26 protein-coding genes and 1 rRNA gene are annotated in these 24,847 nt (G+C 61.3%); 15 read left to right on the top strand and 12 right to left on the bottom strand.

Features of this window, described 5'->3' with window-relative positions; translation table 11 throughout:
* Positions 1 to 513: 513 nt before the first annotated feature.
* Positions 514 to 1,668: an acyl-CoA dehydrogenase family protein gene (locus ACY9XZ_RS21190; RefSeq protein WP_463458905.1), complete on the bottom strand. Its 1,155-nt coding sequence runs from the start codon at positions 1,666 to 1,668 to the stop codon at positions 514 to 516.
* A gap of 126 nt (positions 1,669 to 1,794) precedes the next feature.
* Between ACY9XZ_RS21190 and ACY9XZ_RS21185 the strand changes: the two genes are divergently transcribed.
* Together ACY9XZ_RS21185 and ACY9XZ_RS21180 are read left to right on the top strand one after the other, a co-directional pair.
* Complete coding sequence (locus ACY9XZ_RS21185) at positions 1,795 to 2,568, top strand: hypothetical protein (RefSeq protein WP_463458904.1); 774 nt, start codon at positions 1,795 to 1,797, stop codon at positions 2,566 to 2,568.
* 177 nt (positions 2,569 to 2,745) lie between these two features.
* Positions 2,746 to 3,795, top strand: a complete 1,050-nt coding sequence (locus tag ACY9XZ_RS21180) for an RNA-guided endonuclease TnpB family protein (protein WP_463458903.1) — start codon at positions 2,746 to 2,748, stop codon at positions 3,793 to 3,795.
* A 240-nt stretch (positions 3,796 to 4,035) separates the two neighbouring features.
* Here the strand turns inward: ACY9XZ_RS21180 and ACY9XZ_RS21175 are convergent, their stop codons facing one another.
* The 5 genes from ACY9XZ_RS21175 to ACY9XZ_RS21155 form a co-directional block, all read right to left on the bottom strand.
* Positions 4,036 to 5,688, bottom strand: a complete 1,653-nt coding sequence (locus ACY9XZ_RS21175) for a long-chain fatty acid--CoA ligase (RefSeq protein WP_463458902.1) — start codon at positions 5,686 to 5,688, stop codon at positions 4,036 to 4,038.
* A gap of 102 nt (positions 5,689 to 5,790) precedes the next feature.
* The gene (locus ACY9XZ_RS21170) at positions 5,791 to 6,393 is read right to left on the bottom strand and encodes a chemotaxis protein CheC (protein ID WP_463458901.1); all 603 of its coding nucleotides are present in this window, start codon (positions 6,391 to 6,393) and stop codon (positions 5,791 to 5,793) included.
* 87 nt (positions 6,394 to 6,480) lie between these two features.
* Positions 6,481 to 6,873, bottom strand: a complete 393-nt coding sequence (locus tag ACY9XZ_RS21165; protein ID WP_463458900.1) for a hypothetical protein — start codon at positions 6,871 to 6,873, stop codon at positions 6,481 to 6,483.
* An 85-nt stretch (positions 6,874 to 6,958) separates the two neighbouring features.
* Positions 6,959 to 7,627, bottom strand: coding sequence for an O-methyltransferase (locus ACY9XZ_RS21160; RefSeq protein ID WP_463458899.1), 669 nt, complete (start codon positions 7,625 to 7,627; stop codon positions 6,959 to 6,961).
* Between the two features lie 50 nt (positions 7,628 to 7,677).
* Positions 7,678 to 8,715 (bottom strand): DUF7504 family protein, encoded by a 1,038-nt coding sequence (locus ACY9XZ_RS21155; protein WP_463458898.1) that lies wholly within the window; start codon positions 8,713 to 8,715, stop codon positions 7,678 to 7,680.
* A 196-nt stretch (positions 8,716 to 8,911) separates the two neighbouring features.
* Here ACY9XZ_RS21155 and ACY9XZ_RS21150 point away from each other — a divergent pair, with 196 nt between their 5' ends.
* The gene (locus tag ACY9XZ_RS21150; RefSeq protein ID WP_463458897.1) at positions 8,912 to 9,070 is read left to right on the top strand and encodes a hypothetical protein; all 159 of its coding nucleotides are present in this window, start codon (positions 8,912 to 8,914) and stop codon (positions 9,068 to 9,070) included.
* Between the two features lie 94 nt (positions 9,071 to 9,164).
* Here ACY9XZ_RS21150 and dhaM read toward each other — a convergent pair whose 3' ends face one another.
* The 5 genes from dhaM to ACY9XZ_RS21125 form a co-directional block, all read right to left on the bottom strand.
* Positions 9,165 to 9,545 (bottom strand): dihydroxyacetone kinase phosphoryl donor subunit DhaM, encoded by a 381-nt coding sequence (gene dhaM / locus ACY9XZ_RS21145; protein ID WP_463458896.1) that lies wholly within the window; start codon positions 9,543 to 9,545, stop codon positions 9,165 to 9,167.
* Positions 9,545 to 10,255, bottom strand: coding sequence for a dihydroxyacetone kinase subunit DhaL (dhaL, locus tag ACY9XZ_RS21140; RefSeq protein ID WP_463458895.1), 711 nt, complete (start codon positions 10,253 to 10,255; stop codon positions 9,545 to 9,547). The genes dhaM and dhaL overlap by 1 nt, the downstream gene beginning before the upstream one ends.
* Positions 10,252 to 11,250, bottom strand: coding sequence for a dihydroxyacetone kinase subunit DhaK (gene dhaK, locus ACY9XZ_RS21135; protein ID WP_463458894.1), 999 nt, complete (start codon positions 11,248 to 11,250; stop codon positions 10,252 to 10,254). The genes dhaL and dhaK overlap by 4 nt, the downstream gene beginning before the upstream one ends.
* Positions 11,251 to 11,404: 154 nt before the next feature.
* Positions 11,405 to 11,995 carry a thioredoxin family protein gene (locus tag ACY9XZ_RS21130; RefSeq protein WP_463458893.1) on the bottom strand — a complete coding sequence of 197 codons (591 nt, stop codon included), beginning with the start codon at positions 11,993 to 11,995 and terminating at the stop codon, positions 11,405 to 11,407.
* A 66-nt stretch (positions 11,996 to 12,061) separates the two neighbouring features.
* Positions 12,062 to 12,394 (bottom strand): hypothetical protein, encoded by a 333-nt coding sequence (locus tag ACY9XZ_RS21125; protein WP_463458892.1) that lies wholly within the window; start codon positions 12,392 to 12,394, stop codon positions 12,062 to 12,064.
* Between the two features lie 116 nt (positions 12,395 to 12,510).
* On the opposite strand from ACY9XZ_RS21125, the gene ACY9XZ_RS21120 reads away from it, so the two are divergent.
* The 9 genes from ACY9XZ_RS21120 (at position 12,511) to ACY9XZ_RS21080 (ending at position 22,067) form a co-directional block, all read left to right on the top strand.
* A complete protein-coding gene (locus ACY9XZ_RS21120) occupies positions 12,511 to 13,005 on the top strand; it encodes an Lrp/AsnC family transcriptional regulator (protein WP_306707552.1) in 495 nt (164 codons plus the stop codon).
* Positions 13,002 to 14,147, top strand: a complete 1,146-nt coding sequence (locus tag ACY9XZ_RS21115; RefSeq protein WP_463458891.1) for a pyridoxal phosphate-dependent aminotransferase — start codon at positions 13,002 to 13,004, stop codon at positions 14,145 to 14,147. The genes ACY9XZ_RS21120 and ACY9XZ_RS21115 overlap by 4 nt, the downstream gene beginning before the upstream one ends.
* A 137-nt stretch (positions 14,148 to 14,284) precedes the next feature.
* Entirely contained in the window at positions 14,285 to 16,777 is a 2,493-nt protein-coding gene (locus ACY9XZ_RS21110; RefSeq protein WP_463458890.1) for a type II/IV secretion system ATPase subunit, read from the top strand.
* A complete protein-coding gene (locus ACY9XZ_RS21105; protein ID WP_463458889.1) occupies positions 16,774 to 18,810 on the top strand; it encodes a type II secretion system F family protein in 2,037 nt (678 codons plus the stop codon). Before ACY9XZ_RS21110 ends, ACY9XZ_RS21105 begins: the two co-directional genes overlap by 4 nt.
* A gap of 57 nt (positions 18,811 to 18,867) precedes the next feature.
* Positions 18,868 to 19,392, top strand: a complete 525-nt coding sequence (locus ACY9XZ_RS21100; protein WP_463458888.1) for a DUF7287 family protein — start codon at positions 18,868 to 18,870, stop codon at positions 19,390 to 19,392.
* 2 nt (positions 19,393 to 19,394) lie between these two features.
* Positions 19,395 to 19,967, top strand: coding sequence for a DUF7288 family protein (locus ACY9XZ_RS21095; RefSeq protein WP_463458887.1), 573 nt, complete (start codon positions 19,395 to 19,397; stop codon positions 19,965 to 19,967).
* Complete coding sequence (locus ACY9XZ_RS21090; protein ID WP_463458886.1) at positions 19,961 to 20,860, top strand: hypothetical protein; 900 nt, start codon at positions 19,961 to 19,963, stop codon at positions 20,858 to 20,860. The genes ACY9XZ_RS21095 and ACY9XZ_RS21090 overlap by 7 nt, the downstream gene beginning before the upstream one ends.
* Entirely contained in the window at positions 20,857 to 21,321 is a 465-nt protein-coding gene (locus tag ACY9XZ_RS21085; protein ID WP_463458885.1) for a DUF7266 family protein, read from the top strand. The genes ACY9XZ_RS21090 and ACY9XZ_RS21085 overlap by 4 nt, the downstream gene beginning before the upstream one ends.
* Complete coding sequence (locus tag ACY9XZ_RS21080) at positions 21,318 to 22,067, top strand: DUF7289 family protein (RefSeq protein WP_463458884.1); 750 nt, start codon at positions 21,318 to 21,320, stop codon at positions 22,065 to 22,067. Before ACY9XZ_RS21085 ends, ACY9XZ_RS21080 begins: the two co-directional genes overlap by 4 nt.
* Positions 22,068 to 22,131: 64 nt before the next feature.
* Here ACY9XZ_RS21080 and ACY9XZ_RS21075 read toward each other — a convergent pair whose 3' ends face one another.
* Positions 22,132 to 22,377: a hypothetical protein gene (locus tag ACY9XZ_RS21075; RefSeq protein ID WP_463458883.1), complete on the bottom strand. Its 246-nt coding sequence runs from the start codon at positions 22,375 to 22,377 to the stop codon at positions 22,132 to 22,134.
* A gap of 209 nt (positions 22,378 to 22,586) precedes the next feature.
* On the opposite strand from ACY9XZ_RS21075, the gene ACY9XZ_RS21070 reads away from it, so the two are divergent.
* The 3 genes from ACY9XZ_RS21070 to ACY9XZ_RS21060 form a co-directional block, all read left to right on the top strand.
* Positions 22,587 to 22,823 (top strand): UPF0058 family protein, encoded by a 237-nt coding sequence (locus tag ACY9XZ_RS21070; RefSeq protein ID WP_424328898.1) that lies wholly within the window; start codon positions 22,587 to 22,589, stop codon positions 22,821 to 22,823.
* A 179-nt stretch (positions 22,824 to 23,002) separates the two neighbouring features.
* The gene (locus tag ACY9XZ_RS21065) at positions 23,003 to 23,299 is read left to right on the top strand and encodes a translation initiation factor eIF-1A (RefSeq protein WP_049909223.1); all 297 of its coding nucleotides are present in this window, start codon (positions 23,003 to 23,005) and stop codon (positions 23,297 to 23,299) included.
* A 631-nt stretch (positions 23,300 to 23,930) separates the two neighbouring features.
* Positions 23,931 to 24,847: ribosomal RNA gene (locus ACY9XZ_RS21060) — 16S ribosomal RNA — on the top strand; the annotation flags it as partial.

Genomic DNA, 24,847 nt, shown 5'->3' with positions numbered 1-24,847 from the left:
GTGTTCCAATGAACTCTCCCCTTTCGATCAGTCCGGGAAACACTTGCAAGGTGGTGTGAGAAACCCCACCGAAAGGCCGATCCACAACGCAAAAACACTTGCAGCGTGGTGTTTTCGGGAATTCCCGCGTTTGCAAACCACGTGTGAACATGTGCGGAGTGGGAACTTCATGTGAACGTGTGCGAGGTGGGAACTCCGTGTGAACACTTGCAGGGTGGTGTGTGAACACGCGTCCACTGTCATCGGCTGGTCGGAGCCGAACTGGAAACACTCGCAGGGTGGTGTCAGAACACTTGTAGGGTGGTGTACTGGCCCTGTAGCACTCGTGTAGACCGCAGATGGGGGCATACTGAGCTATCTGACTCGTGTATCCGGACTATCTGCGGGACCAACCGTTGTAGCGAGCGCTGCACAGTCACGTTCCGGCACAGAACACTCGAAGGGTGGTGTTCGCAAAAAACACGACGGTTAGGACAATCAACCAAGCGACGTTGCCCGACTGATATCCGACCGCTACATCGGGGCCTGTTTGTAGATAAGGTTCCGCTGGATGTCGTTGGCTCCCTCGTAGATGACCGGAATCCGCACGTCACGGTACACGCGGGAAATGCGGTTCTCGGTTAGCACGGAACGCCCGCCGTGAAGCTGCATGCCCTTCTCCGCACAGTCCATCGCCGCTTCGGTCGCTTTCGTCTTCGCCAGTGCGGCCCAGTAGCCGGCGTTTTCCTGGTTGGCGACGCGCTCGGCCGCGTGCCAGGTGAGCGTCCGGGCGGACTGGAGGCCGAGTTGCATGTCGGCCAGTTTGTGCTGGACCGCCTGGAACTCGTCGACGGTCTTGCCGAAGGCCTCCCGGTCGTGGACGAACTCCCAGGCCTCCTCGATGGCCGCCGCGGCGAGGCCGATGCCGTGTCCGCCGACGACGACGCGTCCGTGATTGAAGAACTCGGCGAGCATGTAGAAGCCGGCCCCCTCGACGCCGATGAGGTTCTCCTCCGGAACCCGGCAGTTCTCAAGCACGATGTGGGCCTGCTTGGACGCCCGGAACCCCATCTTCTCGGGGATGTGCTCGGCGTGGTAGCCGTCGGCGTCCGTCGGGACGATGAACATCGAGTAGTTCCCGTAGCGGTCGTTCGGGTCGTCGTCGGTCTTGGCGTACAGCGTCACCCAGTCTGCCTCGACGCCGTTGCCGATCCAGTACTTCTCGCCGTTGAGCACCCACTCGTCGCCGTCCTTCTCGGCGGCCGTCGTCATCCCGGCGAGGTCGCTCCCGGTCTCCGGTTCCGAGACGGCCAGACCGGTGAGCTGGTCACCGGCGGCGACAGGCCGGAGGAACTCCTCTTTCTGCCACTCGGCACCGTGGTCCTCGACGATTTCGGCGCCGAAGCTGGCAAGCTGGAGCGTCAGCGCGATCCCTGCGTCGGCTTTGTACAGCTCCTCTGCCATCGCGAGCATCTGCTGGAGGTCGTAGCCGCTCCCGCCCCACTCCTCGCCGATGTCCTGTGCGACGAGTCCGGCCTCCGTGGCTGCTTCGAGTACTTCCCAGGGGTACTCCCCGGACGCGTAGTACTCACCCGCGACTGGTTCGATGTGCTCCGCGGCGAACTCCCGAGCCTCCTCCTTGACCCCGTGTGCGTGTTCCGGAACGAGTTTCTCGGACAGTAGATCCATAGAAACTATCATGGTTTGTGTACTCATATACTCCGTGGAACTCCGCCAAACACCGTCGTAGTTGTTCCACGAAAATCACTGATAATCGGCCAGCACGCTTTTCCATGGCTGTGGCCTTCCTCGGACATGAACCGCCGAGAGTACCTGCTTGCCGGAGCCAGCCTCGGAACCGCCGGGCTTGCGGGGTGTTCGTTTCTGGCTGCGGCCGAAGCGCCGCCGCCGGACGTTCCGAAACAGCAACTGGACGAGGGTGGCTGGACGCGAACGGACCAGTCCTCTGAAACAGTGTTCGACCGGAGCTACGGCCCGGTATCCGTCGAGGCTGTCTCCAGTACGGTCCAGTACGCCGACGAAGAGTTACAGGAGCGCGTCGCGAGCCGTACCCTCGACCAGGTGCAGACCGCGCTCTCCGTGTTTTTCGCCACGCGGGTGGATTTCAGCCCCAATCTGGACAACCTCCCGGCCGGCGTGGGCCAGGAAGAACTGCTGGCTGAAGTCAGAACGAACGCCCGCGAGAGCTTCGAACAGCAGATGGAAGCGCAGGGGTTGACCGATATCGAGAAGACCGGCGAGGGAACCATCGACATCGACACCGGCGAGACGGCCGAGACGACACGGCTGTCGGCGACGTACCCCTTCGAGGGCATCACGTTCGACGTGACGGAGAACGAGGCCGTCGAGATTCCGGCGAGCGACATCGATATCTCGGCGATGTTCGCCGTCTGGCACCACGGCGATTTCGTCATCATCTCCGGGGGTGCGTACCCGGCGCAGAACTTCGATCAGGTCGTCGAAAGCGCCCTGAGCGACGGCATCACAGTCACCGTCGACGTCGATCTCGGACTCCAGCCCGACGCCTATCGGACCGAGGTCCGGAACCTCGTCACCGGCGTGCAGTAACCGTAATTGCGCACTGGCGGGCTTGCAGTTCAGCGGCAATCCCTTACGGAAATGCAAGGAGAAAGCCTCGCGCTTCAGCGCGGGGATGAATCCGACAGTTGATGTCACAATCACTGCCTATAGCACGGCCTGATATTCCAATATATAGTTAAGCGAGAGAGTATAATTACAATTGTAATGGTCACGGTGACTGTCACCGCGAAGTTCCACAATCCATCCCTCTCACGGCGGAAAGAGTGGCAACGCGCTACTCGGCTCTACCGTGATACCAAGCAGTTCTGCATTGATGGGTGGGAAAACGGTGACTTCGATAAATCTGTGACCACAGCCAGCATCGACAACGGGCTCTACTCGGCTATTCAGAACCAAGCCATCCGCGAGGCGAAATCCGACCATAGCAAGGATGGTGAGGTGCGCTACCGAGAGAGTCAACCGTTCGCTGTCAACAACCAGAACTGGGAAATCGACACGACTGAGAACGGAACGGTCGTCGTTGGCTTCCCGTGTGTCTCCCAATGGTGGTACACGCCTATCGATGTGTACGACGATATTGCCGACCCCGTAGACCGTCTGGTCGAAGGTGACGCCAAGAAAACCCGTCTGCAGGTGTACCGCCGTGGAGATAATTGGTACTGTATGTTCAATATTGAGTACGACGCTGATACCTCGGGCGAGACGCCCATTGGCGTTGATATCGGCGAACGTCGCATACTCGCAGCTACAGCATACGGTGAGGATGAGTCCATGTTGGTTTCTGGTGGTGAGGCGAAATACGTTCGGCGCAAATATCGTTCCCTACGCGAGTCGCTTTCGGAGTCGGGTGCGCTTCGCGCACGCAACCGTGTGGGTGACAAAGAACAGCGTCGAATCACAGATCTGAATCACAAACTCTCCCGTCGCCTCATCACGTTCGCGGAACAATTCGAGAATCCCATCATTCGGATAGAAGACCTCGAAGGCATCCGCGAAGACAGTTCGTGGTCAGGCGTTCACTCGTGGCACTTCCACCAACTCCAACAGTTCATCACATACAAGGCCGAACGTGCCGGCATCCGCGTCGAGAAGGTCGATGCATCCCACACCAGTCAGGAGTGTTCGGCGTGTGGTTCGACAGGGACTCGTGATGGTGACCACTTTTCATGTTCGGAGTGCGGTCGTGGACGCCACGCTGATCTGAACGCGTCAGAAAATATCGCTCAACGGGAGGGAGACCCATGCACGGCGTAACAGTTCGGCTGACGCGAACCGTGCTGCCTCGCTGGTTGAATAGCCAGCCGTCGTCGACGCTTGCTGTATGCGAGGAGGAAGGCCCCTTTGACAGGGCTGTACGCACTGTAACGCACGTCCTTGGTCACAACTGGACGGCTCCCGCTGACGTTCCACGCGAAAGCGTCCTTGAGAACTGAGGAAACGCGCAACCTGAATATCCCCTTCGGGGAATCCTCGCGCTTTAGCGCGGGGAGGATGTCAATCCGGTGCGGCGTCGTCGGGGACACGGCCCTCGACCAGCGACTCGTCGGCGTACTCGTCACGGAGCGCTTTCTTGTCGAACTTCCCGGTCGCCGTCTTCGGGACCTCGTCGATTGTGATGAAGTTGTCCGGCACCCACCATTTGGGATAGGAGTCGAGAATGTGCTCCCGGAGCTCTTCAGCGAGGGTGTCCTCGTCGGCGTCGGCCGTCGGAACGATCATCGCGAGCGGCCGCTCCTGCCAGCGCTCGTGGGGGACGCCGATGACCGCCGCTTCGTTCACGTCGTCGTGGGCGATCAGTTCGTTCTCAAGTTCGAGCGAGGAGATCCACTCCCCGCCGCTCTTGATGACGTCTTTCGCCCGGTCGACGATCTTGATGTAGCCGTCCTCGTCGACGGATACCACGTCGCCGGTCTTCAGGTAGCCGTCCTCGAACTCCTGTTCGTTCGCTTCCGGTCGCTTGAAGTACTCCGTCGTCACCCACGGCCCGCGGATGTGTAGTTCGCCGAAGTCCTCGCCGTTGTGCGGCACCTCGTTGCCGTTGTCGTCGATGACGCGGAACTCCAGCCCGGGCGTGATGAGCCCCTGTTTCGAGCGCTTGTCCAGTTGCGTCTGGTAGTCGGCGTCCTGCAGGTCGCTCCGCAGGGACGCCACCGCACCCACCGGGGCCGTCTCGGTCATTCCCCAGGCGTGGACGAGTTCCACGTCGTGGTCGTCGAAGAACCGGATCATCGCCTCCGGAGCGGCGCTTCCGCCGACAATGAGCCGGTCAAGCGAGGAGAGGTCGACGTCGTTTTCCTTGATGTACTCCATCAGCCCCAGCCAGACGGTCGGGACGCCGGCGGTGACGGTGACGTTCTCCTCTTCGATGAGCTTCGCGAGGTCGGCCGGCTCGGGCTGCGGGCCGGGGTAGACGTGCTTGGCCCCGCCTGCAGTCGCTGAAAACGGAAGTCCCCACGCGTTGACGTGGAACATCGGGACGACCGGCATCATCACGTCGTCGTCGTCGAGCGGAATCCCCTGTGGCGACTGAATCGCCATCGTGTGGCTCCACAGCATCTGTTGGGTGTATTCGACGCCTTTCGGCCGTCCGGTCGTACCGGAGGTGTAACAGAGGCCTGCCGGGCGGTCCTCCGCCAGTTCGGGCCAGTCGTACTCCGTCGGCTGGTCGGCGATGAACGATTCGTACGCAATTGCGTCGAGGTCAGTTTCGGGCACGGATTCGCTCATCACGATGAACTGCTCGACCGATTCGAAGGAGTCCGGGTCGTCGGCGGCGGCTCCTTCGAGTTTCGGCAGGAGCGATTCGTCGACGAAGATGACCTGGTCCTGTGCGTTGTCGACGATGTACTGGATGTGTTCGTCTGGCAGGAGCGGATTGATCGTATGCAACTGCGCACCGATACCCGGGACCCCGAAGTACGTCTCGAAGTGGCGGCTGTGGTTCCAGCAGAACGTCCCGAGCCGCTCGCCGTCGCCGTAGCCGGCGTCCTCGAGCGCGTTCGCTAACTGCGCCGTCCGCTCGGCGTACTCGGCGTAATCGTGACGAACGATACCCTCGTGGGTCCGAGAGACCACTTCTGTGTCGGGATACAGTGTCTCTGCACGCCACAGGAACGGTCGCAGGGTTTGCGGGCTTCCTCCTGGCATATCACGATGCAAGGGCCCACGGTACAAGAAACACTGCTAAATCTTTTATGAAGGAAAAGGAGTTCATCCGAAGCGTCTGCCACGCGGCTCGCTCAGGGCCGCTTACACTTCGATCTCTTGCATCAGATCGACCAGTTCTTCCAGTTCCGGAAACGTGTACACTTTCACGTTGATGTCGGACTCGAGCGCGTGGACGCGGGAGTCGAACATCAGCGCCATCTCGTTGTCCCGGTCGCCGACGAGCTGGTCCACCATCCCGCTCCCGGGCCCGAACGTGAAGCTGGGCGTCGAGATGTCGATGGTCGTATCCAGGACGTTCGCCCACCCGTCGATGAAGCCGCTGGTCATGATGTTGCCGATCTCCTGGATCGCCGACCGCTCCATGTCGGTGAAGCCGCTGGCGTTGGGATCTGTCTCACCCATATCGCCGATCATCCCGGTGGCGAGGTCCTTCGCGCTGGCGGCGTTGAACAGGAACAGGATATGCCCGTGGGGCTTTTCGACCATTTCGATACTGATACCGATCTGCTTCTCGTCGCCGACGTGTGTTTTGATATCCGGGATATCGATGAAGTTGATCTTCGTGATCTCCATCTCCGTCTCCATCCCCGTCATCTGGCTGAGGTGGTTCGCAACGGTGTTCCCGCCCTCTTTAGCCATCTGATTGAACAACCCGAGCTTCCGAATATCTATCATCAGACTCATTCGTTAGGACCAGCGTTGCCGCTCAGTTGTGGGCCCTCCTACATAAGCTATGCACCCGCATTTTCGTCGGCGAGAATCGGAGCCCGCTCAGAACTGTTCGGCCGTGTCGATACCGATAACGATGCCACACTCGTCGTCGTCGAAGTTGTCGTCCCCGCGGACGGATTTGGCGAACAGGAGCTTCGCCTGCTCAGTGTGTGCGAGTTTGACGCCAGCCGCGACAGCGTCTTCGAATCCGAACTCCGAGAGGAGTTCATCACAGACTTCGTCCGAGATGCGATAGGCCCGCGTGCCATCGACGGTGACGTAGTCGAACTCCCGCTCGAACCGGCTGTGCCGTCCGATGAGGTCCGCATGCAGGATGACCAGCGCATCACACAACTCCTGTTCGCCGATGCCCGTCCACTCGGCCACTCGCTCGATGACGGCACCGTCGAGGCCCGATTCTGTCGACGCAGTGCCGGTGTCTGTTTTCGCCATTGTCATGCTAGTCATCAACACGCATGGCATTAGCGTTTGGGTGCGGCCGTCGTTTAGCTGCTCGGGGGGTCACGCCCTGCGTTCGTCACTCCACGCGGACGCTCACCGCGACGCCCTCACCGAGGGGCAGCAGACCGGTCTCGAACGCCGGGTCCTCGCCGACGCGTTCGAGATACGCGGCGATGCCGCGACTCGCCTCGTTGGCGTCGATGTCATCGCCAGCCAGCAACGCACGGACCGCCTCGAACTCCAGTGGCCCGGCCTCGATCATGTTGTCGGCGACGACGGCCCCACCGACCGGTACTTTCTCCCGGACAGCTTCGAAGGCCTCCGCGTAGCGGTGTTTCTCGTTGTCGATGAGCACTACGTCGAACGGACCGTCGTAGCCCTCGACGGTTTCGATTGCATCGCCGTGTTCGAATGCGGCCCGGTCGGCGAACCTGCCGCGGCCGAGGAACTCGCGGGCCTCGTCCAGTTCGTCGGCGTCGACCTCCGTCAAGACGATCTGCCCGTCTTCGGGGACGGCGGGGGCCATCCAGTACGCCGAGTAGCCGAACCCTGAGCCGAACTCGAAAACACGGTCAGCGTCGACCATCCGGGCGACGAGGCGAAGCCAGCCGCCGACTGCGGGGCCGACCGTCGGGAACCCCTCCCGGTCGGCTTTGGCGTCCATCTCCTCGATGACCGGATCGCTGGCCGGCGCGAGTGTACGGGCGAACTGCTCTGTGACCTCCGGGAGCGGGATTTCGTCCATGCCAGTCTATGCCGGGAGCGGTGACATAAATGAGTGGGTCGGGACCGGAATTAGCCGAGTTCGAGGCGTTCGACGTACTGGATGACTGACTCCAAAGCGGGATTGGGGTAGTACTCGACGGTGTTCCCCGCTGTCTCGTATGAGAGAATCCCGAGGTCGTCCAGCCGCGGGAGGTGATTGTGTGCCAGCGACACGCCGACTTCGTCGCGTGATTTGGGCGTCGCCCTGGCCGGGATGGCCTTTTCGCGTTCGTAGACGCGGTCGACGAGGTCGTCCAGCGGGACCTCGGCTTCCGACCGGTCCTTCAGGTGATACAGGAGACTGCGCCGCCGCGGGGCTGAAATCAGCTCCAGAACCTGGTCAAACGAGTAGGGAATCGGAATCGTCTCGGGTTCCTCCGGATCGCCCTTCTTCACGCCACCGGGTGGGGTGATGGTGTCCCGGAACGTCGGGGCCTCCTGTGCGTCCTTCGACGCCGTGACGGTCCACCCGTGGTCCGGGAGGTACTCGTACACCACGTCATACAGCGGCCGGAACATCTCCACCGTCTCCTCCGTATGCGCCTCCGGGTCCAGGTGATGGTGGCTCGAGACGCCCATCTCCGCACACTGTCGGTTCAACGCGGTCACCAGCGCGATGACACGGTCACGTTCCCAGGACTCAAGCAGTCCAGTCAGCGAATGCAGGCACAGAAGCAGCGGCGCGTCTGCCGGTTCCAGTCGGCCGAGATGGCGGGAGACGGTCACTCCGATGTCTATCGGCTCCACCGCCGCGGGAAGGGTATCGAGCGTCAATGAGGGAAACGCGCCCGACGCTGCCGCCTGTGAGTCGGCCGGTAACTCGCTGCCGGCATCGACGATGATCGCCTCTTCGGGCATCTCGTCGTCGAGGTGCTGTTGCCACAGCGAGAGGCGGGAGTCGGGGGATTCGGACACTGTGACACAGATCGCCTTCGATTTGCCGACCTCCTGTTCGGTCAGGAACCCGGCACACCCTTCCCGTTCAGCGTCGCTCGAATCGCGTGCCAACACCAATACGGACGTAGCCTCGTCGAGCGGCTGGTCCACTGTCCCACTGCCGGAGTTCATTGCGTACTGTATCGTATCAGGAACCATAAAGGCATCAACAAATAAGAGTTACCTCGGTAACTAGTACGATCCACGCAACAACGGTAGCCCATCTGTCATTATCTGGACGTCCTCCCACTGTGCAGCCGGTCTCTGCGTACACGTCGGTTCGTCTCGATTCCGAGGATTTTTGCGACGCTACGCCGTATCCCGGCCTATGCCTATCATGTCGAGTAGCGACTTTTCTATCCACATCGAAGAGTGTAATGAGTTCGAGGACGGGATGCCGATAAGTTCGCTTCCGGACGAGGTGACGTCTATCGACGACCTCGACTGCGAGTGTTGGAGCGGGTACGGATCGCTGGACGAGATCTGACTGGATTCGTGGCCTGAGTTTCCAGTATGGCGTTTCGGGCAGCCGTTCGTCGGTGACTGCCCGTTTATTCTCCCCCGGCAAACACGTACTTCGTTCAGAGCTTGTCTACATCCCGGGCTGCTTCGGCCTGATCCCGAACGGAACTGCGCGTGGCGTCCGGGCTGGTTGCGGCCACCGCAGCGTTGACGGCTCCCTCCAGAATGGGGGCATCAGCTATCACGGCCTCGATGTCGCTTAGCTCGATGGCGACATCCGTGTTCATGACGGCGCTGCCGAGATCGACGAGGACGACGACACCGTCGCCGTCGTCAGCGGCGGCGAGTGCTGCTTCGATGTCGTCGGAGACCGTCCCGATGCCACCGTCGCCGTCGCCACCGACCGGTTCGATGTTCGTTTCCCCCGCCATCTCCGCGGCAATCTCGGCGATTCCCTGAGCAGCAGTGTGACTGTGAGAAACGACGACGAGTCCTACCATTACTCTTCGGTCGCCTCCGCGTCGGGAATCGTCGGGGAGCTGGCGTCGGCTGACGGGACCTCCCTGTCGAGGTGATCCGCGGCCGTCGCCAGCAGTTCCTCCATGATGTACAGCGTACTCGTCGCCCCCGGATCCTGGTGGCCGACCGACCGCCACCCGAGATACGACGCCCGGCCCTTCGCGGCCCGGATGGGGACGGTGAATTCTACTCCTCGCTCCGCCGCCGCGACGGCTTTCGCGAGAGCTTCAAGCGGCGGCAGGTCGTCCGTCTCGACGGACTTCTTGAACGTGTGGACCGCCGGAACGAGCGCGTCGACCATCGTCTTGTCCCCGACGCTGGCATCACCGCGGTCCTGAACCTTCTCTAAGTACGTCTCCGCGAAGGCGACGGCGGATTCAGCGGTGAGTCCGCCGTCTAGCTGCGCGCTGGCGAACACGAGCGAGCCGCCGTACAGCGGCCCCGACGCCCCGCCGACCTCCGACAGCAGGGTCTTGCCGGCGGTCTTGACGACCGTCTCGACGTCCGGGTCCTCGAGGTCCGCAACCGCCTCGGCCGCCGCCTGCCACCCGCGGGCCATGTTGCCGCCGTGGTCGGCGTCGCCGATTGCGGAGTCGAGGTCGGTGAGGTGCTCGCGCTCGGCTTCGATCCTGGCTGCGACGTTCTCGACGGCCGCAACAGCGGCGGCCCCCTCGTCGTTGGGCGCGCTCATCGGACCGTCATGGCCGGCGTCTCTGCCGGTGCGTCCAGCAGCGATTTCAGCTCATCGTCGACCGCACAGACCGTGATCGAGCAGCCCGCCATATCAAGCGAGGTCATGTAGTCCCCCACCCACGCGTCCCACGTCTCGATGTCCCGCTCACCGAGGAGTTCCTGCAGGCGGCGGTTGACGACGAACAGCTCCATCTGTGGCGTCCCGCCCATCCCGTTGACGATGGTGACGACCTCCTGTCCGGCGTCAAGGTCGAGGTCCGCAAGGACGGCCTCCGTGAGTTCGTCGGTAATCTCGTCGGCGGTCATCGTCTCCGTCCGTTCGACGCCCGGCTCGCCGTGGATACCGATGCCGAGTTCGATCTCGTCCTCGCCGAGGTCGAAGGTCGGCTCGCCCTTTTCGGGAGTGACACAGGAGGTGAGGGCCATGCCCATCGTCCCGACGTTGTCGACGACCTTCTGTGCGACGCGCTGGACCTCGTCGAGACTTGCCCCCTCGGCGGCCTTCGCGCCGGCCGCTTTGTGGACGAGAATCGTTCCGCAGACGCCGCGGCGACCACTCGTGTACAGCGAGTCCTCGACGGCGACGTCGTCGTTGACCACGACCTCGGCTACCTCCGTCCCCTCCATTTCGACCATCTCCCCGGCCGTCTCGAAGTTCATCACGTCGCCCTCGTAGTTCTTGATGACCAGCAGGACGCCTGCGCCGCTGTCGCAGGCGTCGATCATCGCTTCGAGTTCGTCGGCCGTCGGGGAGGTGAACACTTCCCCCGCCGCTGCGCCGTCCAGCATCCCCTCGCCGAGATAGCCGGCGTGTGTCGGTTCGTGGCCGCTACCCCCGCCGCTGACGACCGCGACCTTGTCGTCGACTGGCGCGTCGTCCCGGACCAGCACCTGCGTGTCGGGCAGTCGACGAACGCTGTCCGGGTACGCTGCGACCATCCCGTCGAGCATCTCGTCGACGACCGTCTCCGCGTCGTTGATGAGCTTTTTCATGATCCATGTTGACGGATGGCTCACCACCGCATAAAAGTATTCGTAGCTAGGGAAATCTCACCGACAGAGATATCCGCTTTGTCCGGCTCGACGGTACTCTACTGTTAGCCACGCCCTCTGCCTGAAACCCAACCCGCTCACCCGCCCGTCGGAATCAGGCGTCCCAGTATGCCGGTTCGTTGCCGGGTTTCCACTTTATCGAACAGCCTCGGGACGGTTTCTCTGCGGCCGTGATCTGGTCACCGCCAAGCAACGTCTCGACGTGTCCGGCCATCTCCCGTTCGCTGGGTTCGTCGTCGGGGTTCGGCGCGTCGTCGAGGCGGCCGTGATACGCCAGTTTGAATCTCCCGCCGTCGTTTCGGAAGAGGAACGGATCGGGGGTACATCGGGCGCCGTAGGCGGCTGCGACCTCCTGGGACTCGTCGAACAGGTACGCGTCGTACTGTATCTCCCCGCGCTCGACGAGTTCCTGCATCCGCTCGAAGGAGTCGTCGGGATACTCCTCGGGGTCGTTGGCGTTGATGCCAACGACGGCGAGGTCGTCGTACGTCGTCGCCAGGCGGTTTAGCTCGTCCACCTTCGCTTTCGCGTACGGACAGTGGTTGCACGTAAATACGACCAGTAGTGCGTCCCTGTCCTCGAAATCCGACAGTGTGTACGTCGTCCCATCCGCTCCCGGTAGTTCGAACGTCGGTGCTTCGTCCCCACGTCCGAGCACGTCGGACTCCGAATCGATTGAAACCATCGTCTCCTACTACGACTGTCGCCGCTAAAAGTCCACGGACGCCCTATGCTGACGGCCGCTTTCCGCTCAACCGTCCACTTCGCCGGACGTCGCTGCCGCGGCATCGAACGCCTTCGCTGCCTCGAACGCGTTGCTCCCGTCGTCAACGGAGAACAGCGTCTCTTCCCCCTCCGCTTCATGTTTCTCCAGCAACCCGACCGTCACTAGCTCTTCGAGCGTGCCGTCGAGATACAGCGTCTTCAGCGGCACGCCGGCCGCTTCGCTCAGGGCAGTTTTGGTGTACGTCTCGTCCGCATCGAGGCGGAGTATCGTGTCAATAACTGTCGCTGCCTTGTCGTGGTTGGCGATATGTGCCCATCCCGTAGTAGAACCCGCCCGCTGGCCACCCTCTTCGAACATTAATCGATTCCTACCCCGCAGAGATATTAAAGCTGTCTGGTGTGTTTCCGCCCGATAGTGGGACGCTCTCTCACTATTGAGCAAGGCTTTTGTCCGCGTCACTCTGCTGGCACTGTATGAGCAGTCGCCGCGAGATACTCGACCTGCTGCGGGAGAACGCTCGCTACACGACCGAGGACATCGCTCGGTTGACCGATTACTCCGAGAGCGAGGTAGCCGAAACCATCGACGAGTTCGAGGAGGCAGGCATCATCCGCGGCTATCAGGCAGTCGTCGACTGGAACGCGGTCGAAAGCGACGAGGAACGGGTCCGGGCCACCGTCGAACTCAACGTCACGCTGGACCGTGAAACCAGCTACGACGACATCTCCGACCGGATCGCGAAGTTCCCGGAGGTGACCTCGCTGCGCCTCGTCAGCGGTGATTACGACTTCGACCTCGAGGTCGAGGGCGATTCGATGCGCGAAGTCTCGCATTTCATCAGCGACAAGATCGCGCCGATCCCCGAGATCACGCAGACGGTGACCCACTACATCATGGAGTCGTACAAGGAGCAGGGGATGGAGTTCGACGACCACGACGACGACGACCGGCTGTCCGTCTCACCATGACGTTCGAAGCCGCAGACAGGGTCGACAGCGTGCCGCCCTCGGGCATCCGGCGGTTCTTCGAACTGGCTGAAGAGATGGACGACATCATCTCGCTCGGCGTCGGTGAGCCGGATTTCTCGGCTCCGTGGGCGGCCCGCGAAGCCGCCATTGCGTCGCTCGAACGAGGCCAGACCTCGTACACCGCCAACCGCGGGAAACGGGAACTCCGCGAACGCATCGCGGACTACGAGGCGGCGACGCACAGCCTGCAGTACGATCCCGACGAGGAAATCCTCGTCACCGCGGGCGCGAGTGAGGGACTCGACCTCGCCTTTCGAGCGCTGCTGAACCCCGGCGATTCCATCGCTATCGCCCAGCCCTGCTACGTCTCGTACGTCCCCGGTGCGACGTTCGCCGGCATCGACGTTATCGACGTTCCGACGCGCGCGGAAGACGAGTTCAAACTCACCCGAGAGGTGCTGGAATCGTCCGGCGCGGCCGAGGCCGACGCCCTCGTGTACTGCTACCCGAACAATCCGACCGGGGCGACGATGACGGCAGAGGAGATGGCGTCTGTCGCGGCCTTCTGTCGGGAAAACGACCTCCTCGTATTCGCCGATGAAATCTACGCCGACCTCACGTACGAACACGACCACACGTCTATCGCCACCCTCCCCGGGATGCGTGAGCGGACCGTCGTGTTCAACGGCTTTTCCAAGGCGTTCGCGATGACGGGGTTCAGATTGGGGTACGCGATGGCCCCGCCGGAGGCCATCGAGGCGATGAACCGTATTCATCAGTACTCGATGCTTTCGGCCCCGACGACGGCCCAGCATGCCGCTATCGAGGCCCTCGACAACTGCCGCGACGAGGTCACTGATATGGCTGCCCAGTACGACCGCAGGCGGAAGTACGTCCTCACCCGCTTCGAAGAGATGGGCCTTGACTGCTTCCCGGCGGCCGGGGCGTTCTACGCGTTCCCGGAATGTCCCTGGGACGATGCCGGCGAGTTCGCCGAAAGCCTCCTCCAGGAAAAGCGGGTCGCGGTCGTGCCCGGAACCGCCTTCGGGGAGGGCGGGTCAGGCCACCTGCGGGTGTCGTACGCGACTGGACTCGACGACCTCAAAGAGGCGATGGCCCGGATCGAGTCATTCCTTGACTGATAATTAAAACCGGCGAAACATTCAGTATGGTCGACTTACTACGGTAAGGAGACCGTGATACGAACAGCCGGAACTTCTTTTTCAGTAACAGTTGGTGGGGGTAAAGTTTTTTCCCACCTAACGGGAGATGAATAACAATGGCTATCGATGATACCGGGGGAGGTGAGTCAGATCGGGTTAACAGTGGGGGGCAACTGGCTGACGAGCCTGTACGGGTCGGCGAGTACACGTGGGACGATCTCCGCCGGGAGGTACACGATGGGGGGCGGTTCGACCGGAGCGCGTACCTCGGCTTCGAGCCACGGGAACTCAGCCAACGACTCGAAGACGCGGCGAGTGCCGGCAAAACGCTGCAAGCGCCGTTCGAGGAGTACCTCGATCCGACCACGACGCCAGTCGCGAAGGACATCTACACGTGGGAGCATTTCAAACAGGAGCACTATTACGAGGACGGCAGCCTCCCACGGAACAGTGACGGCGACGTTATCCCTTTTGACGCAAGCGAGTATCTGAATTTCGATCCCGAATACACGGACAACAAACTGTCTGCGGCCGAAGACATCGCGAGTGAACTCCACGAGTACGTCGAGGAAAACACCGTCGACGTGAATCCGGAGCTAGACGAGGACGAATTTTTCTCGACGCGGGAGGGCCACACGACCGTCGTCAACCGCTACGACCTGGAAAAGGCCGTTCCGCTGTCGAAGAAGTCCCACTTCAAGGAACTAGAGCGGTACTGGGTCAACAAGCCCTACGCCTGCGTCATCATCTTCCACTCACGGAAGGAAAACGAGAAGAAGTACTACGTCATCGAACCGTATCTCACCGACATCGAGATCGACCTTCGGGAGTTCCTCTCGGGCAAGCTCAAAACCGCGATCAAGTACTCCGAGGACGACGTCATCGTCCAGGGGACCGACGCCGACCGTGCGCAGGTCATCCAGCGGGAAGCCGAACAGCTCCTTTCGCGGTACGACCTCTACAATGGCTCAGTTTCCGGTAGCACCGAAGAAAGCGTTCTCGGGCAGGTCAAGGAGCTGTTCGGGATGGACGGGGAAGCAGAAAGCGAAACCACGGGACAGCTTTCAGGCATCTCGACGCGTCCGGAGCCGGCTATCCTCGAAGAAGACGACCCGAAGCTAAACGAGTACCAGGTCGAGAAGCTGCTGTACATGCTCAAGCGGGACTTCGTCGGCTACGCCCGCATCGACGGCGTCAAACACGACATCAACGTGGAGGACATCTCCTGTGACGGGTACAACTCCCGGGTGTTCGTCTATCACACCGACTACGAGCAGATCATCTCGAACGTCGAACACGGTGAAGGCGAACTCGACGACTTCGTCGTGAAACTCGCCCAGCGCTCGGGGAAGGGCATCTCGAAGCGCCAGCCCCAGGTCGACGCGACGCTGCCCGACGGCTCGCGTGCCCAGTTGACGCTGGGGCGCGAAGTCTCGGACCACGGGACCAACTACACTATCCGGCAGTTCAAGGACGTGCCGTTCACGCCGATAGACCTCATCAACTGGAACACGTTCTCGCTGGACGAGATGGCGTTCCTCTGGCTCTGTATCGAGAACAACAAGAGCCTCATCTTCGCCGGCGGTACCGCGTCCGGGAAGACGACCTCGCTGAACGCCGTCTCGCTGTTCATCCCCTCGAACTCCAAGATCGTCTCTATCGAGGACACGCGGGAGGTCGAACTCCCCCAGCGGAACTGGGTGGCGAGCGTCACGCGCCCATCGTTCGGCGAGGACGACAAGGGCGACGTCGACGAGTTCGACCTGCTTGAGGCTGCGCTCCGTCAACGCCCGGACTACATCGTCATGGGCGAGATCCGTGGTGAAGAGGGTCGGACGCTGTTCCAGGTCATGTCGACCGGGCACACGACGTACACGACGTTCCACGCCGACTCCGTCGGTGAGGTCATCAAGCGGTTCACCACCGAACCGATCAACGTCTCGAAGACGCTGTTTACCGCGCTTGACCTGGTGTCGATCCAGACCCAGACGCGGGTCGATGGCAACAAAGTCCGCCGGAACAAGTCACTGACCGAAATCAACGAGTACTCCGCCGAGAACGACGAGATCAACGTCCGGGACGTCTACGAGTGGCGCGCCGAGACGGACGAGTACATCCAGATGGGGAACTCCAACACGCTGGAGGAGATCAAGTTCGACCGCGGGTGGACCCAGGAGAAACTCGACGAGGAGCTGTTCAAGCGCAAGGTCGTCCTCGCGTACCTCATCGAGAAGGGGCTGAACACCTACACGCAGGTCGCGGCGACCATCCAGGCGTTCATCAACGATCCCGACACCATCCTGACGCTCATCGCCAACGACCAGCTCGAACTCTCGCTCGAGGATCTCCGGGAGATGGAGTCAGTCAAGATCGACATCGACCCCGAAAAGGAGGAGATGGTGCCCCGGCCGGACGCGCCGCCGGAAATGGTTGAGGAGACGAAGCAGGTACTCGACAACGCCCAGCCGCTGTTCAACACGTACAAGAGCCGCGAAACGCCGGACATCGTCTCGGCGCTGATGGACGACTCCGAGGAGAACGCTGACGAAGACAGCATCGACTTCGGCCAGTTCGTTCCGAAGGCCGGGGCGGAGGCAGATAGCGAATGAGTCTCGACACACCGAGCCAGCAACAGGTTGGGAGCGGCGGCGCGCTCGGTGACACGTTCTACCCGGCGTACCAGATGGTGTTCGACGACGAGGGCGACTTCGTCAACAGCGTCGAGAACAAACTCGCGGAGGCCCGGATGGCCGACAACGTGGAGATGTTCCTCGCACGCGCGCTCGCGGTGGGCGTCATCGCCGGGCTGGCGCTGTGGCTCGTCGGCACGTTCCTCGGCTATCTCCTGGTCCAGTTGCTGTTTTCGGGCGGGGAAGCGCCGACGCTCATCGGGATTCCGGTGTCGGAGAACGTCTCGGCGGTTCTGGCCGTGCTGAAACTGCCCTTCCTCGTCATCGTGACCGGCATCGTCTTCGGTGCCATCGGGTTCGGTATCGGGTTCGGCTCGCTGGTCTCGATCCCGTATTTCCGTGCGAGCGCGCGCGAGCGCGAAATCAACGTTCTGTTGTCGGACTCTATCTCGTTTATGTACGCGCTGTCCGTGGGTGGGCTCAACCAACTCGAAATTCTGCAGTCGATGGGGAAGGCCGAAGACACGTACGGCGAGGTCGCAAAGGAGTTCCAGTCAATCGTGCTGGAGACGGAGTATTTCGATACCGACTACCGGACCGCCGTCCGCAACCAGGCGCTGCAGACGCCGTCGGACGAACTATCGCAGTTCCTGACGGACATGCTCTCTATCATCAACTCCGGCGGCGACATGACCTCCTTCCTCGAAGACCAGAAGGAAAAGCACATGCGGACCGCCCGGCAGGAACAGGAGAAGATGCTGGAGACGCTGGAGCTGTTCGGCGAGATGTACATGACGCTCTCGCTGTTCCCGCTGCTGCTCATCATCATTCTTGTCATCATGTCGATGATGGGCAACGCCCAGAAGTCGCTCATCTACGGCACCGTCTACGGGCTGATTCCCCTGACCGGCCTGGGCTTTCTCGTCCTCGTCTCGACTGTCACCCAGGACTCTATCGGGGACGGCTACCTGCGTTCCAGCCCCGGCGAGAAGGAACTCGTCGTCGACGAGGGTGTCGGCGTGTTCAACCTCGGGCTCATCGAGAGCTACACGGGGACCTACAGCGTCTTCGACCGGATCAAGAGCCGGGAGGGAACCCACGAACTCCTCGCGATCCTCAAACGGCCTGACCTGTTCTTCCGTGACCATCCGCTGTTGGTGCTGTGGCTGACGGTCCCGCTGTCGATTCTCGCCATCGTCGCGGCCATTGTCATCGGGTGGGCCCCGCTGTCGCTGGACGGGATGATTGCCGTCCCGGTCCGCTCGACGTTCTTCTGGGTGTACGTCCCGATGTACATCAACTTCGTCCCGCTGATGGTCTTCTACGAGTGGAATCAGCGCTCGCGGAAGGCGATCATCGGGAAGCTCTCGGAGAACCTACGGAAGCTCGCGTCGGCCAACGACACCGGCATGACGCTGCTGGAGTCGGTCAAGGTGGTCTCCGAGACGTCCTCCGGAAAGCTCTCCGAGGAGTTCGAGACCATCCACGCGAAGGTCAACTACGGGACGAGCCTGAAAGACGCGCTCCGGGAGTTCAACAACAAGTACCACGTCCCGCGGCTGGCGCGGACGGTCAAGCTCATCGCGGAGGCACAGGAAGCCTCCAGCCAGATCCAGGACGTGCTCTCGACGGCGGCCCAGGCCTCGGAGAACCAGGACGACATCGAGCGGGAGCGAAAGTCTCGGACGCGGATGCAGACGGTCATCATCCTGATGACCTACCTGACGCTGCTGGGCGTGATGGCGCTGCTGAAGACGCAGTTCCTCGACGTGATGGCCGGGCTGGCGACGCAGGCCTCCGGGTCGAGCAGTTCGAGCGCGCCCGGCGGCGGGTTCGGTGGCAGCGTCGACACGGAACTGCTGTCGATGCTGTTCTTCCACGCGGTGACGCTGCAGGCGCTGCTGTCGTCCTTTATCGCCGGCTACATCCGCGAAGTAAAACTTGTCGCCGGCGTGAAGTTCGCCGTCGTCCTGTCGACGATTGCACTGGTGGTGTGGATCGCCGTGGGATAGCGAACTACCCGCGGTTCGGCGGCGGTCGTATCAGACGGAAAATAGGGTGTGTGGGATATGGATTCGAAAGCACAAACACCGCAGGACTTCGCCGTGGGGGTGAGCGTCCTGCTCGTGACGGTCATCGGGGTGTTAGCGTTCGTACAGGGCAGTGCGGTCGGCGTGTACGAGTCCCCGGACGTACAGCGTAATCAACCAATCGCGGACCGAGCGGGGACGTACCTCGTCGAGAACTATTCGGTCCAGGGCACGCGGAACCACGTTCGCTACAACACGAGCGGTGGGATCAACGCGTCCCTCAACGCGGACACAGACGATCTCCGCGATCTCAAGGAGAAAGCCGGCCTCCTCGTTGCCACGGAGCGACGCGTGAACCCGCGGGTGAACGTAACGGTGGTCAACGCGTCGACGCTCGACGCGGGGGCACGGGACCCGGCAGTCGACGACCACGACAGGACGCTCGCCTGGGGGCCGTCGGCCGAGGGGCGGACGAACGTTGCGTCGACCTCCCGCGTGGTGAAACTGACCAACGCAACCGGCCAGTGCGACCCGGTCTGTTGGCTCGTCGTGAGGGTGTGGTAACGATGCGTGGCCAGGCCTACACCCTGGAGGGTGTTCTCGCGGCCATCGTCGTCGTGACGGCGACCGTCTATGGGCTGTCGGCGGTCGACACCGGCCCGTTCCAGACGGGTGCTCAGCAGCGGACGGCGGCACTGGAAACCCGCGCGAGTGATACCCTGTCACTGGCGGCCGAAACCGGTGCGCTGCACAACGCGACGGCGTGTTACAGCGTCGGGACGCCGACACTCAACGGCAATCAGACGGGTAGCTCCACCGAGTTCGAGACGATGTTGAATCGGTCCTTCGACCGCCAGGGCGACCAGTACAATCTCTACTTGAGCTACTGGGACCCGGATTCGGACACGCGCCAAACCGCGCTCGCTTCGCAGGAAGCAGGCGAGAACGTCGCTGAACGGCCGGCCGACGCAGCCGTCGCGACCGAAACGGTGTCGCTGACCGACGATATGGCCGCCCGAATCGGCGATTGCAGCGGTACCGGGCCGCCCCTCGCTGCCGTTGACGAGTATTTCGCCCCTGATGCGGAGCCCGACTCTGTCGTCTACAACGTCGTGGAGGTGCGACTGGTCGTATGGTAGCCAGTGAGCGCGGGCAACTACTGTTGATCGGCGGCATCGCCGTCGCTATCGTCGTGTTCAGTACTATCCTGTTCGCCCACAGCCTCGCCGTCACCGACGGGATCACGACCACCGGGAGTGCGGATACAATCGAACGCTCGGCTGACCGCGAAGCCTCCGTCGAGCGCGACCTCGGACGGCTTGCGGCTGAAACGCGCGGCGACGATATCGACGGATTCGAAGGGCGATACGAAGGCGCGCTTCAGAACTATACGCGGACGCACAACCGCGTTGTCGGAACGCGCGAGGGGACCTATCTGAACGCGACGCTGAACGAGTCGGCGTCGCTCGGCACAGAGGTGAACCAAACGACCTCATCTCGGTTTAATCGGCCCGGTGGTATGGGGTCAAACGTAGACTGGGACCTCGCTCGAAGCGTGGACCGCGTTGTCGTATTTAATCTGACTGTGACCGATATCCCCGGGTCGGGGACGCCGTTTACCGTCGTTGTCGAAGGCGACAGTGGCAGTACATGGAACGTGGAGGTGGCAGAGCCAGGCGACAGGGAGGTGACGGTTAATCCCCCGTCCTCGCCGCCGACCACCGTCTGTTCCGGCCCCGACTCCGAGGACGCCAATATTGACTTTCTCGATGGAACTTGTTCGGTCGGTGGAACGTCCGGGACTTTCACGCCGTTTCCCGATTCGTTGGATGCCCCGTACACGGTCAGTATTGAGAAGGGGAACCGCGCACGCGGTACCTACCGCTTTGCAGCAATCGGTAACTTCCCAGGCACGAGCTACGATTCAGGGGACACTGCGCCGTATCCCGTCGTTCCCGCCGTCGACACGACCTACGACACGCCATCCGCGAGCTACAACCGAACGGTACGCGTGGAGGTGGACGACGGATGATCCTCGGGTGCTTCCTGTCCGACAGCCGCGGCGTCTCGCCAGCGGTCACGCAGGCACTCACTATCGGGATCACGTCGCTGCTGGTGACCGGGCTCCTCATCGGCGGGAGTCAGATGGTCGATTCCCAGCGTGAACGAGTGACCGAAGAGGCTCTGGAGAACGTCGGCGACGGCGTCGCACGGGATCTGGTCCGTCTGGATGCGTTCGACACTGCGACCCTCAATTCAACGGTGTCGTTCCGAGCGACATACCCCGAGCGAATCGCCGACCAGTCGTACAACGTCGAGGTCGATCCTGGTACTTCCCGCACGCGCGTGTACGTGAACGCGTCGGGACTGGATCGGTATGCTGTCGTCCAGTTCAGTAACGAAACCAGTGTCTGTCCATCGGTCGTGCCCAGCGGTGCACTGGCAGTCTCGTACAACGCGACGGCCGACTGTATGGAGGTGACACGCGGATGAGAGCCGACCCGTTCGGCCGCTGTAGTCGCGACCGCGGCGTGTCCGACCTGCTCGCGTTTACACTCACGTTCAGTATCATCATCACCGGCATTGCGCTGGTGTCGCTCGGTGGGCTCGGTGCGTTCGATACCATTCAACAGGGAGCGACGACGGACGTCGCGGAAACGTCGATGATCGGGTTCGCGGAGACCACGGATGACCACATCCGGGGCGACGCCCCGCGGCGGACCACCAGTATGAAACTCCAGGGCCACGGGCTCTCCCTGCGGTCCTCAACGCTGAACGTGACTGTCGACGGCCGCACAACGAATATCTCGACCGGCGCGTTCATTCGAGAGACCGATTCCGGAACGGATCTCGTCTACACCAGCGGCGCAGTGTACCGCGTCCAGCGGGAAGGGCTAGTCGTCTCACGGAAGCCCACCCTTCGGTGCGGTTCTGACAGCGCGTATCTCTCCGTGCTTTCGCTCGACGGGCGGACGGAGTTCGCGTCGTCGGGCCGTGTCACAATAGAGACCACTACTCAGAACAAGACGCTCGTATCGCCACAGGCGGGCCGGTCACCATCCGCGACAACCGTCTCGATCAACGTCTCGGAGACTGCGTATCCGGATGCGTGGCACCGCCTCTTCGAGCAAAAACTGTCGGACTGGTCGAGCCACTCGGAACCCCACACCTTCCAGTGCACCGGTATTAGCCGTGCTGTCGTCCACAATACGACAGTCGACGTTCGCACTATCACTTAGCGTGTCACGTCTGTAGTGAACAGCGCTGCCGCTATCGGGTCAGTACTGAGCGGTGAGAAAGTCGTTACGCAGCAGCCGTCAGTGCGGCGATGAACGACCATCGTGTTCCGCTGTTTGCTTCTTCTTGTTTCGCCATAGCTGCAGTCTCGTCTCGTGGGTGCTTCCAGTTCATTACGGACAGAGGTACGTGCTCAACAGGTATGAAGTGTTCGAAAACTAATACAATGTCGTGGTTTTTCATGATTGAGAGGGATTCGCAGGTCAATAGCCCCTCGATTCCGGTCCAGCGGTAGTAATTCAAATCTGTCATGATATCGATCATTTATACATGTCTGATATCGGAACACTCGGACAGAATATCACGACGATATCCGGAATCCGGCATACAGGCGATTATACGTCGGCATACGACTCGATACCGGTATCTGAAATCGGCAAGTCCCGTATCCGAACGGTAGCTACGTGTGAGTCGTTGGCAAGGTAGTACTATTACCCTCCAATCCATACGATTGGATACTAATGAAGAAGCAAGAACTCATTCACCTTCACAGTCTTCTCGCACAAGTACAGAACCACTACGAGCACGAAGCGGACACAAGCGTCGAGCACGATCTGTACGCCGACCTGGGTGTCAAACCGACATCGATCCACAAATCGAAGACGGACCACAAGGAAGCGGTGTTCGCCCTCGCTTCCGGGCTGACCGATGCGATGGCAGAGGAAGCCGACGAGCCACAGGCGCTGACTGCCGACTGAGCCGACCGCACCGTCGTCAGTCGTTTTTCCGTCTCATCTCTTCCAGTAGCGACCGGCTCTCCGACCAGAACGGGGACAGCATCAAAGTCCTTGCTCCGGCGCGATTGCTCGGCCGACTGCATGGTACACGCTATCTCGCCTCTCAAACGACTTATACGGGAGGCGACCGTATTTATGCTGTGAGCGACGATTCAGGGCGGCGGAATCTCCGCATGCCTACAAACGACGAGATGTTTGCAGTGGTAACAGAGCACCTTGGCGGGAACCACGTCCGCATTCGCTGTGAGGACGGCGAAACCCGACTCGGCCGGATTCCGGGCCGGATGAAGTTCCGGACCTGGATTAACGAGGACGACATCGTTCTCGCCGAGCCGTGGGACTGGCAGGACGAGAAGGCCAACATCGAATGGCGCTACAAGGGGCAGGACGCCGACCAGCTCCGTTCCGAAGGCCACATCGATTCGCTGACCGCCTAATTTTACCACTGTACCCGCGTCCTGGTTTCCGAGACCTTCGAGACAGTTCTCCGGCGCGACCTGACCTACCCTGAATCCGGTTCTGACAGAATTAGCAGCGCGACCGTAGTCCCACTGTAGCGCTCGGTACACGACGCGCGTAAACCGGTGGGTTAGTACCGCTATCTATTGATATATAATGGCTGAGCGGGTCTTTGCCGACCAGCCGTATGACAGAAACCGTATACGAATACCCGTTGGCTTGCCGACATCCCTGCGCTGTATAGTGGTTATGCGTGTCACGCCATCACGTTACGTATGCGTCGTGTGTGTTCTACACAGGGCGGGTGCGAGACGATCCATTTATATGTTCCCCCGTCTTCTGAACTAATGCGAAGGTCGCACCGGGCAGCGAGCCCGGGTCGACACGCTCGGACGGCCACCTGGGTCGGCCGAGCCACGAGAGACTCTCGCCTTCCCCTCTGGGGTCGGCGAGATCTCACCCCATGAGGATTCCACCCCTGCGGTCCGCCGTCAAGATGGAATCTGATGTGAGCCCACGGACCCATGCAGTAGTCAACACTGGCGTAGGAACCAGTGTGTTAGCTTCCGACGGAGTGCAACCACTTCCGCCGCTGATGTATATCAGCACATTCCGGTTGATCCTGCCGGAGGCCATTGCTATCGGAGTCCGATTTAGCCATGCTAGTTGCACGAGTTTAGACTCGTAGCATATAGCTCAGTAACACGTGGCCAAACTACCCTACAGACCGCGATAACCTCGGGAAACTGAGGCCAATAGCGGATATCACTCTCATGCTGGAGTGCCGAGAGTGAGAAACGTTCCGGCGCTGTAGGATGTGGCTGCGGCCGATTAGGTAGATGGTGGGGTAACGGCCCACCATGCCGATAATCGGTACAGGTTGTGAGAGCAAGAGCCTGGAGACGGTATCTGAGACAAGATACCGGGCCCTACGGGGCGCAGCAGGCGCGAAACCTTTACACTGCACGACAGTGCGATAGGGGGACTCCGAGTGTGAGGGCATATAGCCCTCGCTTTTCTGAACCGTAAGGTGGTTCAGGAACAAGGACTGGGCAAGACCGGTGCCAGCCGCCGCGGTAATACCGGCAGTCCAAGTGATGGCCGATATTATTGGGCCTAAAGCGTCCGTAGCTTGCTGTGTAAGTCCATTGGGAAATCGACCAGCTCAACTGGTCGGCGTCCGGTGGAAACTACACAGCTTGGGGCCGAGAGACTCAACGGGTACGTCCGGGGTAGGAGTGAAATCCTGTAATCCTGGACGGACCACCAATGGGGAAACCACGTTGAGAGACCGGACCCGACAGTGAGGGACGAAAGCCAGGGTCTCGAACCGGATTAGATACCCGGGTAGTCCTGGCTGTAAACAATGCTCGCTAGGTATGTCACGCGCCATGAGCACGTGATGTGCCGTAGTGAAGACGATAAGCGAGCCGCCTGGGAAGTACGTCCGCAAGGATGAAACTTAAAGGAATTGGCGGGGGAGCACCACAACCGGAGGAGCCTGCGGTTTAATTGGACTCAACGCC

The organism is Haloarcula sp. HT12 (assembly GCF_055271655.1).
Note: the sequence above shows the minus strand (reverse complement) of the source record. Positions and strands in the feature narration are given on the sequence as shown.